Genomic DNA, 12616 nt, shown 5'->3' with positions numbered 1-12616 from the left:
GTGCCCACCCCCGCGTCGCCCGGCCGCGACGGCACGGCAGGACCCGGCCGCGACGGCACGGCAGGACCCGGCCGCGACGGCACGGCAGGACCCGGCCGCGACGGCACCGCGCCGGCGGGGTGGCCCGAGGAGGTCCGCCCGCCCGGGGCACCCGACTGGGAGCGCACCGCCGTCGCCTGGCTCTACGACCTGGTGCCGCCGGAGTACCGCACGCACGAGGTGCTGCGGCGGTACCCGGTGCTGCTGGCCAGGTTCGCCGCCGACCACGTCGCCGCCGGGCTGGAGGCCGCCCGGGCGGGGTGGCGCACGGTGCGCGTGGAGCTGGCCGACGAGCTGCCGCCCGAGGCCATGGAGGCGGCGATGGCGGCCTACGAGCGCGAGGGCACCCGGCTGGCCGCGGCCGCCCGCGCCGTCGGGTTGGTGGGCGGGGCGCTGCGGGGCGAGCGCTGGGCGCCCAGGCTGTGACCCCGCCGCTGGCCCGGGCCCGCGGCGGTGGCGCGGTTACAGTCGGGGCCGTGTCACTGCTCCGATCGCTCACCGGGCCTGCCGATCTGCGGGCGCTGACGCCCGACCAGCTGCCGGTGCTGGCCGCGGAGATCCGCGACGCGCTGGTGAGCAACGTGGCCAAGACCGGGGGCCACCTCGGCCCGAACCTCGGCGCCGTCGAGCTGACCATCGCGATCCACCGGGTCTTCGACTCCCCCCGCGAGCCGGTGGTCTTCGACACCGGTCACCAGTCCTACGTGCACAAGCTGCTCACCGGCCGGCTGGCGGGCTTCCCCGGCCTGCGCCAGCGCGGTGGCCTCTCCGGCTACCCGTCGCGGGCCGAGAGCGAGCACGACTGGGTCGAGAACAGCCACGCGTCCACCTCGCTGTCCTACGCCGACGGGCTGGCCAAGGCCTTCGCCGTCCGCGGCGACGTCCGGCCGGTGGTCGCGGTGATCGGCGACGGCGCGCTCACCGGCGGCATGGCCTGGGAGGCGCTGAACAACATCGCCGCGGCGCAGGACCGCCCCGTGGTCATCGTGGTCAACGACAACGGCCGCTCCTACTCACCGACCATCGGCGGCGTGGCCGACGCGCTGGCCACCCTGCGGCTGCGGCCGGGCTACGAGCAGGCGCTGCTCGCCGTCCGGCAGTCGGTCTCGCGCGCGCCGGTGGTCGGCACCGCGCTCTACGACGCGCTGCACGCGATCAAGAAGGGCCTCAAGGACGTCCTGTCCCCGCAGGGCATGTTCGAGGACCTCGGCATGAAGTACGTCGGGCCGGTCGACGGCCACGACGTCGCCGGCATGGAGTCCGCGCTGCGCCGGGCGCGGGCGTTCGGCGGCCCGGTGATCGTGCACGCGGTCACCACGAAGGGCTTCGGGTACGCGCCGGCGCAGAGCGACACGATCGACGCCTGGCACGCCACGGGGGCCTTCGACCCCGACTCCGGCGTCAGCCCGGCCTCGGCGGGGCGCGACTGGACGACGGCGTTCTCCGACGAGCTGGTGGCCGTGGGCGCCGAGCGGTCCGACGTCGTGGCGATCACCGCGGCGATGCTGCACCCCACCGGGCTGGCCGCCTTCGCCGAGCGCTACCCCGACCGCACCTTCGACGTCGGCATCGCCGAGCAGCACGCGTTGACCTCCGCCGCGGGCCTGGCGATGGCCGGGCTGCACCCGGTCGTCGCGATCTACTCCACGTTCCTCAACCGGGCCTTCGACCAGCTGCTGATGGACGTCGCGCTGCACCGCCAGCCGGTCACCGTCGTGCTGGACCGGGCCGGGGTGACCGGCACCGACGGTGCGTCGCACAACGGCATGTGGGACACCTCGATCTGCGCGGTCGTGCCGGGTCTGCGCATGGCGATGCCCCGCGACGAGGCGACGCTGAAGGAGGCGCTGCGCGAGGCGCTCGCCGTCACCGACGGGCCCACCGTGCTGCGCTTCCCCAAGGGCGCGGTGCTGCCCTCGCTGCCGGCTCTCGAGCGGGTCGGTCCGGTCGACGTGCTGCGGCGGGGGTCGGCGGAGGTGCTGCTGGTGGCCTGCGGCTCGCTGGTCCCCGCGGGGCTGGCCGCCGCCGAGCGCGCGGCGCAGCAGGGCATCGAGGTCACCGTCGTCGACCCGCGGTGGGTGCTGCCGGCGTCGCCCGAGCTGGTGGCGATGTGCGCCGAGCACCGGCTGGTCGTGACCCTGGAGGACGGCGGCCGCTCGGGCGGGGTGGGCGAGACGCTGGCCGCCGCGCTGCGCGACGCCGAGGTCGACGTGCCGGTCCGCTGCATCGGGCTGCCGCAGGTGTTCCTCGAGCACGGCAGCCGCGCCGAGGTGCTGACCGACCACGGCCTCACCGAGCAGGACGTCGCCCGTCGGGTGGTCGAGTGGGCCGCCCGCATCACCGACCGCGCCGACCGCACCGAGGAGAACCGTGCTGATCGCTGAGATCCAGGTGGCCCCGTCGCCCGCCGGCACCCCCGACGAGCCCTACGCGCACGTCAAGGCGGCCATCGCGGTCATCCAGGCCTCCGGGCTGACCTACGAGGTCGGCGCGCTGGGCACCACGCTCGAGGGCGAGGCCGACCAGGTGTGGGCGACCCTGCGCGGGGTGCACGAGGCGATGCTCGCCGCCGGCGCGACCGCGGGCATCAGCCACATCAAGGTCGCCGAGGTCGACCGCACCATCGACTCCCTCACCGACGGCTTCCGCTAGCCCCGCCCCCTCCCCGGTGATCACGGACCTGCGCGCACGGCACGCCGGGACGCGGTGCCCCGGGGTCCGTGGTCACGGCCGGACGGCGGCGCCCCACAGCTGCGCGGCGCGGGCGGCGGCTGCCTCGACCAGCTCGGTGAGCTCCGGGCGGTCGGGCACCGGGAACGACACGTAGGCACCCCGCCCACCCGCGGTGGGCCGGCCGTAGGCCTTCGCGGCCGGGGTGCCGTCGGGCAGCAGCCGGACGGTGAGGGTCTGCAGGGTGAACTCCTCGTCCCGCCGGACGTCGGTCCACCGCAGGTGCTCGGGGATGGTCACGTTCAGCGCCAGCGCGTTCACCTCGACGTCCACCTGCAGAGCATCACCCACGTGTCGAGGGTGCAGAACCGCACCGCCGGCACGCGGGTGGCAGGCGTGCCGGCGGTGCGGTTCTGCGGTCCCGGCGGCTACAGGGTGCCGACCCGGCGCAGGTACGGGGTGATGCCGCCGAGCCAGAAGGGCCAGCCGGCGCCCAGGAGCATCGCGAGGTCGATGTCCTCGACGGCCTGCACCACGCCCTCGTCCAGCATGAGGGTGATCTCCTCGGCCATCGCCCGCTCGGCGTTCGCCCGCAGCTCGTCGGCCGAGGGTCCGGTGCCGGTCGAGGTGAACGCGTCGGCCAGCTCGGGGTCGACCACCCCGGGCTCGCTGAACACGCTGGTCTTGCGGAGCTCCACCATCCGGCGCAGCCCGGTGCCCACCCCGAACCGGTCGGGGAACGCCTCGTGCATGCGCTCGGCGACGTGCAGCGCCACCGGCGGCCCGACGAGCGACAGGAGCTCGAACGGCGTCATCGGCAGGCCGAGGGGGTCCAGCGCCCGCTCGGCGACGTCGACCGGTGTGCCGGCGTCGACGGCGGCGGTGACCTCGCCGAGGAACCGGGTGAGCAGCCGGTTGACCACGAACGCCGGGGCGTCGGCGACGAGCACGCAGGACTTCTTCAGCTGCTTGCCGACGGCGAACGCGGTGGCCAAGGTGGCGTCGTCGGTCTTGTCGGCCCGCACGACCTCCAGCAGCGGCAGCACCGCGACCGGGTTGAAGAAGTGCATGCCGACCACCCGCTCGGGGTGCTGGAGCTCAGCAGCCATCTCGGTGATCGACAGCGCCGAGGTGTTGGTGGCCAGCACGCACGTGTCGGACACGACCGCCTCCACCTCGGCGAACACCTGCTGCTTGACCGACAGCTCCTCGAACACCGCCTCGATCACCAGGTCGGCGTCGGCGAACGCGCTCTTCTCCAGCGACCCGGAGACCAGGCCCTTCAACCGGTTCAACGCGTCGGGGGACAGGCGCCCCTTGCCGGCCAGCTTGTCCAGCTCGCCGTGCACCCAGCCCACGCCCTTGTCCACCCGGGCCTTGTCGACGTCGGTGAGCACGACGGGCACCTCGAGCCGGCGGAGGAACAGCAGGGCCAGCTGCGAGGCCATCAGCCCGGCCCCGACGACGCCGACCTTGGTGACCTTCCGCGCCAGCGCTCGGTCAGGCGCCCCGGCCGGCCGCTTGGCCCGCTTCTGGGTCAGGTCGAAGGCGTAGAGCGAGGCCCGCAGCTCCGGGGTCATGATCAGGTCGGCCAGGGCCTCGTCCTCGGCCGCCGTCCCGGCGGCGAAGGACGCGTCGCGGGCCAGCTCGAGCAGGTCCACGGCGCGGACGGCGGCCGGCGAGGCATTGCGGGTGCGGGCGGCGACGACCTGCCGGGCGCGGGCGATCGCGTCGTCCCACGCCCCCCGGTCGACCTCCCGGCGGTCCACGGCGACGGCGCCGGTGAGCACCCCGGCGGCCCACTCCAGCGAGCGCTCCAGGAAGTCGGCCGGCTCGAGCACGACGTCGGCGATGCCGAGCTTCGCCGCCCGCGGGCCGGACGTCATCCGGTTCTGGGAGAGCGCGTTCTCCACGATCACCGACACCGCGGCGTCGATGCCGATCAGGTTCGGCAGCAGCTGGGTGCCGCCCCAGCCGGGCACCAGACCGAGGAAGACCTCGGGGAAGGCGACGAACGCCCCGGCCGAGATCGTGCGGTGCTGCGCGTGCAGCGCCAGCTCCAGACCACCGCCCAGCGCCGCGCCGTTGACGAAGGCGAACGTCGGCACGTCGGCGTCGCGCAGCCGGGCGAACACCAGGTGGCCCTGCCGGGCGATCTCCAGCGCCTCGTCGCGGGTGGAGATCCGGGGGACGCCGGAGAGGTCGGCGCCGACGGCGAACACGAACGGCTTGCCGGTGACCGCGATGCCCGCGACGTCGGCGGCCAGCACCTGGTCGAGGGCGGCGTCCAGCGAGGCCAGCCCGCCCGGGCCGAAGGTGGAGGGCCGGGTGTGGTCGTGCCCGTTGTCCAGGGTGATCAGCGCCAGCGGCTTCTCGACGCCGGGCAGGGTGACCAGCCGGGTGAGCGCCTGCGTGACGACCTCGTCGGGGAACTGCTCGCTCACTTGTCGCCCTCCCAGTTCGGGTTCTCCCAGATGACGGTCCCGCCCATGCCGATGCCCACGCACATGGCGGTGAGCCCGTACCGGACGTCGGGGCGCTCGGCGAACTGCCGCGACAGCTGGGTCATCAGCCGGACGCCGGAGGACGCCAGCGGGTGGCCCACCGCGATCGCGCCGCCCCACGGGTTCACCCGCGGGTCGTCGTCGGCGATGCCGAAGTGGTCCAGGAAGGCCAGCACCTGGACGGCGAAGGCCTCGTTGAGCTCGAACAGCCCGATGTCGTCGATGGTCAGCCCGGTGCTCGCGAAGGCCTTCTCGGTGGAGGGCACCGGGCCGACGCCCATCACCTCGGGCTCGACCCCGGCGAAGCCGAAGCCCACCAGGCGCATGCCGATCTGCAGCCCGAGCTCGGTGGCGACGTCCTCGGCCGCGAGCAGGCAGCTCGTGGCGCCGTCGTTGAGCCCGGCGGCGTTGCCGGCGGTGACGTGGCCGTGCGGGCGGAACGGGGTCTTGAGGCCGGCGAGGCCCTCGACCGTGGTGCCCGGGCGCGGGGGCTCGTCGGCGGTGGCCAGCCCCCAGCCCTGCTCGGCCGAGCGGGTGGCCACGCTGACCAGCTCGGGGCCGATCTTGCCCGCGGCCAGCGCGGCGGCGTACTTGTCCTGGCTGCCGACGGCGAAGGCGTCGGCGCGCTCCTTGGTCAGGTGCGGGAACCGGTCGTGCAGGTTCTCCGCGGTCGAGCCCATGACCAGCGCCGAGGAGTCGACGATCTTCTCGGACACGAACCGGGGGTTGGGGTCGACGCCCTCGCCCATCGGGTGGTGGCCCATGTGCTCGACGCCGCCGGCGATGGCGACGTCGTAGGCGCCGAAGGCGATGCCCGAGGCCGTGGTCGTGACCGCGGTCATCGCACCGGCGCACATGCGGTCGATCGCGAAGCCCGGGACGGACTTCGGCAACCCGGCCAGCAGCGCGGCGGTGCGGCCGATGGTCAGGCCCTGGTCGCCGATCTGGGTGGTGGCGGCGATCGCCACCTCGTCGACCCGCTCGGGCGGCAGCTCCGGGTTGCGGCGCATGAGCTCACGGATGCAGCGGACGACCAGGTCGTCCGCCCGGGTCTCGGCGTACATGCCCTTCGGGCCGGCCTTGCCGAACGGGGTGCGCACGCCGTCGACGAAGACGACCTCTCGCAGGGAGCGGGACACGAGACCTCCGGTGGGACGGGTCGCGGTCGGGACGCCGAACCGCGTCGCCGACAAGTTACCCGCCGGTAACCCGCCGCGCGCACCCCCTCCCTCCCCGGCATGGGAGCCCATGCACCCACCCCTGGGCCCCGGAGGTGGGTGCATGGGCTCCCATGCCGGGGGCGGGGCGGGGCGGGGTCGGGATGCGGGGTGGGCGGCGGTGGCCTCAGGAGGTCGTGGCGGCCGCCGTCAGCAGGTCCGTCGTCAGGCCGATCTGCCACTCGCGGGCGCCGCCGTCGCGCAGGACGCCGGCGACCGACTCCGCCGACACCTCGGCGGGCGGGGACCACATCAGCCGGCGGACGAGATCGGGGGTCAGCAGGTTCTCCACCGGCACCGACCACTGCTCGCCGAGCGCGGCCAACCCGGCGCGGGCGGCCTGCAGGCGCTGGGCGGCCTCGGGGTCGCGGTCGGCCCAGCGGTTCACCGGCGGCGGACCGTCACCGGGCAGGCTGGGCGCGGGCAGCTGACCCTCGGGGACGGCGCGGCCCTTCTGCAGCGCCGCGAACCAGGTGCTGGCGATCTTGCGGTTGGCCCGACCGCGGAACACCGGCAGGTCGGCCAGCTGCTCGACCGACGTCGGATCCGCGGCGACCGCGGCGACCATGGCGGAGTCGGGCAGCACCCGGCCGGGGGCGATGTCGCGGCGCCGGGCGAGCAGGTCGCGGGCCTCCCACAGCGCCCGCAGCACGGCGAGCTGCCGCCGGCTGCGCAGGCCGTGCATGCCCGACGTCCGCCGCCAGGGGTCGACCCGGGGGGCCGGGGGACCGGCGGCGAGGACGGCGGCGAACTCCTGCCGGGCCCACTCGGTCTTGCCCTGCTCCTCGAGGATCGCGGCCAGCGCGTCGCGCAGGTCGACCAGCACCTCGACGTCCAGGGCCGCGTAGACCAGCCAGTCGGTGGGCAGCGGCCGGGTCGACCAGTCGGCGGCCGAGTGCCCCTTCTGCAGCGTGAAGCCCAGCAGCGACTCGACGACGGCACCCAGCCCCACCCGGGGGAGCCCGGCGAGCCGGGCGGCCAGCTCGGTGTCGAACAGCCGGGTCGGCACCAGGCCGATCTCGGCCAGGCACGGGAGGTCCTGGTTGGCGGCGTGCAGCACCCACTCGGCATCGCCGATCGCGGCCTGGATCGGCCCCATGTCCGGCAGCGGCACGGGGTCGACGAGCCCGGTGCCGCTCCCGGCCCGGCGCAGCTGCACCAGGTAGGCCTTCTGGCCGTAGCGGTAGCCCGAGGCCCGCTCGGCGTCGACGGCCACCGGGCCGGAACCGCCCGCCAGCTTGCCGGCGTACTCGACCAGCGCGGTCGACGTCTCGATCACCGGGGGCAGTCCGTCGCGCGGGGCCAGCAGCGGCACCGCGGTCGACTCCTCGGGGGCCTGGTCGGGGGCCTGGGCGGGGGCCTGGTCGGGGGCCTTGTCGTCGGGCGCGGCCTCGGTCATGCGATCACCCCGCTGCGCAGGGCGAGCGCGACCATGTGCGCCCGGTCGCCGGTGCCCAGCTTGCGCGCGATGCGGGCCAGGTGGCTCTTCACCGTGAGGGCGGACAGATCCACCAAGTCACCGATCTCCTTGTTCGTGTGCCCCGCGGCGACCAGCCGCAGGATGTCGAGCTCGCGGGCCGACAGGTGGCCGGGGCCGTCGTCGGGTGACCCGCGGGTCAGGCCGACCGCGAGGCTGTTGGCGATGCCCGGGTCGGCGTAGACCTCCCCGCCCAGGGCCACCCGCAACCCCTCGGTCAGCACGGCCAGCGGGGACGACTTCAGCAGGTACCCGCGCACGCCCGCCACGAACGCGGCCCGGACGACGGCGGGGTCGGTCACCGCGGTCAGCACGACCACCACCGGCCAGCCGTCGGCGTGCAGCTCGGGCAGCAGGTCCAACCCGCGACCGACGTCACCGGCCGTGGGCGGGCCGCCGTCGGGCAGGTCGACGTCGAGGACGCAGAGCGCGCGCGGGCCCGAGACGTGCGCCCGGACCCGGGCCTCCTCGAGGCCGGCGGCCTCCTCGACGTCCCGCGCACCCAGGGAGCGCAACCGCGCGGCGAGGGCCTCGCGGAGCAGGGGGGCGGGGTCGACGACGAGGGCGGTGGCGTCCGGGGGCAGCAGCGCGCCGTCGGCACGCGGGTGTCCCAGGGTCACGTGGTGGTCGCTCCAGCGCTCCGGCCGTCAGCGTGTCGCCGCAGTCGGCCCATCGGTCGTTGCTCCGGATGGAGCAACCGGCTCACTCTAGGAGGTGCTGCCGCCCGATGCCCGGCCGTTGCCGGCCGAACCGAGCAGGTGCACACCCGGCGGGGGGAGACCGGCGGCGTTGCCCAGCACCTCGAGCCACGCGCCGAGGTGCCGGTCGAGGTCGGTGTCGCCGGCGGTCCAGGAGGCCCGGATCTCGACGTCGACGGAGTGCTCGGGGCCGGCGATGTCGCCGAACCGGGTGGAGGCGGTGCGGGTGACCGTGCCGCCCAGCGAGTGGTGGGCCGCGCCGTGGTCGGACAGCGCCTCGACCAGCCAGCTCCAGGCGACCTCGGAGAACATCGTGTCGTCGACCATCGACTCGTCGGTGACCGCCGAGACGTAGCCGACGCACCGCGTGGTGCCGTCCCAGGCCTCGTGCCCGGCGGGGTCGTGCAGGACGATGAACCGGCCGCTGGCGATCTCGACGTCGTCCTCGCCGGCGATCTCGCCGGGCTCGGCCACCCGCGCCCCGATGGCGTGCGACCACGGGGCCAGGCGCTGGGGGGCCGGGATGTGCTCGAGGGCGATCTCGCTGCGTGCGCGGACGGTGGCCAACGCGTCGAGCGCGGCCTGGAACTCGGCCGGCGGCGGCGGACGTTCGCCGTCGCCACCCGGGCCACGACCTGGCCTGCGCTGGGGATCCACGCCCGAAGGGTAGGTCGCTGTACCGACACCCCGCCCTTCCGACGCGCCAATCGGTCGTGCACGGAGAGTGATGGCCCTCGGCGTGTCCGCCGCGGAGGGTGGTCCGGAGCCCGCGGGGCGGCGCCGCGGAGGTCTGGGAGGATGGCTGGTCGTGGGCACAGCAGCAGCACCGGACACCGCCAGCAGCACCTCCCCGGCCGACTCGGACCTCGTCCGGGCCGCCCTGGGGCACCCGGTGGGTCGCACCCCGGTGTGGTTCATGCGGCAGGCCGGCCGGTCGCTGCCCGAGTACCGCGCGCTGCGGGCCGGCACGGCCATGCTGCAGGCCTGCCAGGACCCCGACCTGGTCACCGAGATCACCCTCCAGCCGGTCCGCCGGCACGGGGTCGACGCCGCGATCCTCTTCTCCGACATCGTGCTGCCGCTCGTCGTCGCCGGGGTGGACATCGAGATCAAGCCCGGGGTGGGCCCGGTCGTGGCCGAACCGGTGCGCACCGTGGCCGACGTCGACGCCCTGCCCGACCTCGACCCGGGTCAGCTGGACTTCCTGACCACCTCGGTGACGCGGCTGGTCGGCGAGCTGGGGGCCACGCCGCTGATCGGCTTCGCCGGTGCCCCGTTCACCCTGGCCACCTACCTGATCGAGGGCGGCCCCTCCAAGGAGCACGCCCGCACCAAGGCCTTCATGTACGCCGAGCCCGAGGCCTGGCAGCGGCTGCTGGCCAAGCTGTCGCTGTCGGCGGCGGTCTACCTGCGGGCCCAGGTCGACGCCGGCGTCTCCGCCGTCCAGCTGTTCGACTCCTGGGCCGGCGTGCTGTCCGCGACGGACTACGCCACCCGGGTCCTGCCGCACTCACGGGCGGTGTTCGACGGGTTGGGCAACCGGGCCGCGGGGGAGCGCGACGTGCCGCGGATCCACTTCGGCGTGGGCACCGGTGAGCTGCTCCCGCTGATCGGCGATGCCGGGGCCGACGTCGTAGGTGTCGACTGGCGGGTGCCGCTGGACGAGGCCGCCCGCCGGGTGGGCCCCGGCTACTCGCTGCAGGGCAACCTGGACCCCGCCGTGCTGCTGGCCGACCGCGCCACGCTGGAGGGCGAGGTCCGCCGGGTCTTCCGGCAGGGCCGGGCCGCCCGCGGGCACGTCTTCAACCTGGGCCACGGCGTGCTGCCCGACACCGACCCGGGCGCGATCACCCACGTCGTGGAGCTCGTGCACCAGCTGAGCGCCGAGGCATGAGCCGGTGCGTCGTGGTCGGGGCCGGCATCACCGGCCTGACGGCGGCGTACGCCTGGCACCGCGAGCACCCCGGCGACGAGGTGGTGGTGCTCGAGGCCGGTGACCGGGTGGGCGGGAAGCTGGGCCGTGTCGAGCTGGCCGGCACCTGGTACGACACCGGCGCCGAGGCGGTGCTGGCCCGGGTGCCCGAGGCCGTGGCGCTGATGGCCGAGCTCGGCCTGGAGACGGTCGCCCCGCGCACGACGTCGGCCTCGGTGGTGCTCCCCTCGGGCCGGCACCGGCTCCCGGCCGGCACCCTGCTGGGCGTGCCGACCTCGGCCGAGGGCCTGGACGACCTGCTCTCCGCGGACGGCGTCGCCCGGGTGCGTGCGGAGCGCTCGTTGCAGCCACTGCACTTCGACGCCGACCGCACCGTGGGCGGTCTGCTGCGCGAGCGGCTGGGCGACGAGGTGGTCGACCGGCTGGTGGAACCCCTGCTCGGCGGCGTGTACGCCGGGCAGGCCGACCGGCTGTCGGTGCGGGCGACCATGCCGGCCCTGGCCGCCCGGCTACCGCGGCACGACTCCGTGCTCGCCGCCGCGGCGGCCGCGCGGGACGCCGGTGCCCGCAGCCGCGAGGCCGCGGCCGGCTCGCCCGAGGGCCCGGTGTTCGCCACCCTGCCCGGCGGCGTGGCCTCCCTCCCGCTGGCCCTGGTCGAAGCGCTGCCGCCGGGCACGGTGCGGCTGCGCACCCCGGCGCACACGCTGCGGCGGGTGCCCGGCGGTCTCGAGCTCACCGTCGGCGCCGACCGCGAGGTCCTCGCCGCGGACGCCGTCGTGGTCACGGTGCCGGCCGGCAAGGCGGCCCGGCTGCTGGCCGACGTCGCCCCGGACGCCGTCGAGCCGCTGACCGGGATCCCGTACGCCTCGATGGCGGTCGTGGCGATGGCCTTCCCCGGCCAGGAGCTGGCCGACGGCTCGGGCCTGCTGGTGCCGCCGGTGGCCGGCCGGCTGGTCAAGGGCGTCACCATCTCGTCGCAGAAGTGGCCGCACCTGGACGGCGACGGCCTGCTGCGGGTGCGCTCCTCGGTCGGCCGGTACCTGGAGGAGGAGCAGCTGCAGCGCTCCGACGACGACCTCACCGCCGCGGTGGTCGCCGAGGTCGTGGAGCTGCTGGACCTGCCGCGGCCGGAGCCGGTCGAGACCCACCTGGTCCGCTGGGGCGGGGGACTGCCGCAGTACCTGGTCGGCCACGTCGACCGCGTGGCGCAGGTCCGGGCCGCCGTGGCCGAGGTGCCCGGGCTGGCCGTCGCCGGGGCCGCCTACGACGGGGTCGGCGTCCCCGCCTGCATCCGCGACGCCCGCCGGGCCGTGGCCACCCTCACCTGACCGGCGGCGTGGCACAGGGGAGAATGGCTCCCATGACCGACCAGCCCGAGCAGAAGAGCATCGGCAAGCGGGCCAACGAGCTCAACGCCACCATCCGCTACACGATGTGGTCGGTGTTCCGGCTGGCCCGCCCCTTCGGCGACGACCCGCGGCAGCCGGCCGCCGACGAGCTGGGCTCGCTGGTCGACGAGCTGGCCGGCAAGGACGTCGTCGTCCGCGGGCTCTACGACGTCGCCGGCCTGCGGGCCGACGCCGACCTCATGGTCTGGTGGCACGCCGAGACCGCCGAGGCGCTGCAGGAGGCCTACACCCGGCTGCGCCGCACCGCGCTGGGGCAGCGCCTGGAGCCGGTGTGGTCGCAGATGGCGCTGCACCGCCCGGCCGAGTTCAACCGCTCGCACATCCCGGCGTTCCTGGCCGACGAGGAGCCGCGGGCGTGGGTCTGCGTCTACCCGTTCGTGCGGTCCTACGAGTGGTACCTGCTGCCCGACGAGGAGCGGCGGGACATGCTCAAGGAGCACGGCATGCAGGCCCGGCCCTACCCCGACGTCCGGGCCAACACGGTGGCCTCGTTCGGGCTGGGCGACTACGAGTGGATGCTGGCCTTCGAGGCCGACGAGCTGCACCGCATCGTCGACCTCATGCGCGACCTGCGGGCCTCCCGGGCCCGCCGGCACGTGCGCGAGGAGATCCCCTTCTACACCGGCGCCCGCCGCTCGGCGTCCGAGCTGGTCGCCGGTCTGGCCTGAC

12 protein-coding genes are annotated in these 12616 nt (G+C 75.3%); 6 read left to right on the top strand and 6 right to left on the bottom strand.

What is annotated here, in order from left to right:
- The 3 genes from BLS67_RS21010 to BLS67_RS21000 are packed head-to-tail and all read left to right on the top strand — an operon-like array spanning position 1 to position 2691.
- Positions 1-465 carry a hypothetical protein gene (locus tag BLS67_RS21010; RefSeq protein WP_242654249.1) on the top strand — a complete coding sequence of 155 codons (465 nt, stop codon included), beginning with the start codon at positions 1-3 and terminating at the stop codon, positions 463-465.
- 50 nt (positions 466-515) lie between these two features.
- Positions 516-2423, top strand: a complete 1908-nt coding sequence (gene dxs / locus BLS67_RS21005) for a 1-deoxy-D-xylulose-5-phosphate synthase (RefSeq protein WP_091249553.1) — start codon at positions 516-518, stop codon at positions 2421-2423.
- Positions 2410-2691, top strand: coding sequence for a thiamine-binding protein (locus BLS67_RS21000; protein WP_207500783.1), 282 nt, complete (start codon positions 2410-2412; stop codon positions 2689-2691). The genes dxs and BLS67_RS21000 overlap by 14 nt, the downstream gene beginning before the upstream one ends.
- A gap of 72 nt (positions 2692-2763) precedes the next feature.
- Here BLS67_RS21000 and BLS67_RS20995 read toward each other — a convergent pair whose 3' ends face one another.
- The 6 genes from BLS67_RS20995 to BLS67_RS20970 form a co-directional block, all read right to left on the bottom strand.
- Positions 2764-3060: a hypothetical protein gene (locus BLS67_RS20995; RefSeq protein ID WP_242654248.1), complete on the bottom strand. Its 297-nt coding sequence runs from the start codon at positions 3058-3060 to the stop codon at positions 2764-2766.
- 77 nt (positions 3061-3137) lie between these two features.
- On the bottom strand, positions 3138-5153 hold the full coding sequence (locus BLS67_RS20990; RefSeq protein ID WP_091249550.1) for a 3-hydroxyacyl-CoA dehydrogenase NAD-binding domain-containing protein: 2016 nt from the start codon (positions 5151-5153) through the stop codon (positions 3138-3140).
- Positions 5150-6352 carry a thiolase family protein gene (locus BLS67_RS20985; RefSeq protein ID WP_091249546.1) on the bottom strand — a complete coding sequence of 401 codons (1203 nt, stop codon included), beginning with the start codon at positions 6350-6352 and terminating at the stop codon, positions 5150-5152. The genes BLS67_RS20990 and BLS67_RS20985 overlap by 4 nt, the downstream gene beginning before the upstream one ends.
- 205 nt (positions 6353-6557) lie before the next feature.
- The gene (locus tag BLS67_RS20980; RefSeq protein ID WP_091249543.1) at positions 6558-7829 is read right to left on the bottom strand and encodes a ribonuclease D; all 1272 of its coding nucleotides are present in this window, start codon (positions 7827-7829) and stop codon (positions 6558-6560) included.
- Positions 7826-8527: a LuxR C-terminal-related transcriptional regulator gene (locus BLS67_RS20975; RefSeq protein ID WP_091249540.1), complete on the bottom strand. Its 702-nt coding sequence runs from the start codon at positions 8525-8527 to the stop codon at positions 7826-7828. The genes BLS67_RS20980 and BLS67_RS20975 overlap by 4 nt, the downstream gene beginning before the upstream one ends.
- 87 nt (positions 8528-8614) lie before the next feature.
- Positions 8615-9262: a DUF3000 domain-containing protein gene (locus tag BLS67_RS20970; protein ID WP_091249537.1), complete on the bottom strand. Its 648-nt coding sequence runs from the start codon at positions 9260-9262 to the stop codon at positions 8615-8617.
- A gap of 151 nt (positions 9263-9413) precedes the next feature.
- On the opposite strand from BLS67_RS20970, the gene hemE reads away from it, so the two are divergent.
- Genes hemE through hemQ form a run of 3 tightly spaced genes read left to right on the top strand, consistent with a single transcriptional unit; the run spans position 9414 to position 12615 of the window.
- On the top strand, positions 9414-10499 hold the full coding sequence (hemE, locus tag BLS67_RS20965) for a uroporphyrinogen decarboxylase (RefSeq protein ID WP_242654247.1): 1086 nt from the start codon (positions 9414-9416) through the stop codon (positions 10497-10499).
- Positions 10496-11866, top strand: a complete 1371-nt coding sequence (hemG, locus tag BLS67_RS20960) for a protoporphyrinogen oxidase (RefSeq protein ID WP_091249534.1) — start codon at positions 10496-10498, stop codon at positions 11864-11866. The genes hemE and hemG overlap by 4 nt, the downstream gene beginning before the upstream one ends.
- A 32-nt stretch (positions 11867-11898) precedes the next feature.
- A complete protein-coding gene (hemQ, locus tag BLS67_RS20955; protein ID WP_091249530.1) occupies positions 11899-12615 on the top strand; it encodes a hydrogen peroxide-dependent heme synthase in 717 nt (238 codons plus the stop codon).
- The last annotated feature ends 1 nt before the right edge of the window (position 12616 follow it).

Origin of the sequence: Klenkia soli, assembly GCF_900103975.1 — a bacterium.
GTDB lineage: Bacteria > Actinomycetota > Actinomycetes > Mycobacteriales > Geodermatophilaceae > Klenkia > Klenkia soli.
This window is presented reverse-complemented; position numbering and strand designations above follow the sequence as displayed.

What these genes read in the sequence shown, in the direction of transcription:
- BLS67_RS20980 (WP_091249543.1), bottom strand. Translation starts at nt 7,829, where the DNA reads ATGACCGAGGCCGCGCCCGACGACAAGGCCCCCGACCAGGCCCCCGCC.
- hemG (WP_091249534.1), top strand. Translation starts at nt 10,496, where the DNA reads ATGAGCCGGTGCGTCGTGGTCGGGGCCGGCATCACCGGCCTGACGGCG.
- hemQ (WP_091249530.1), top strand. Translation starts at nt 11,899, where the DNA reads ATGACCGACCAGCCCGAGCAGAAGAGCATCGGCAAGCGGGCCAACGAG.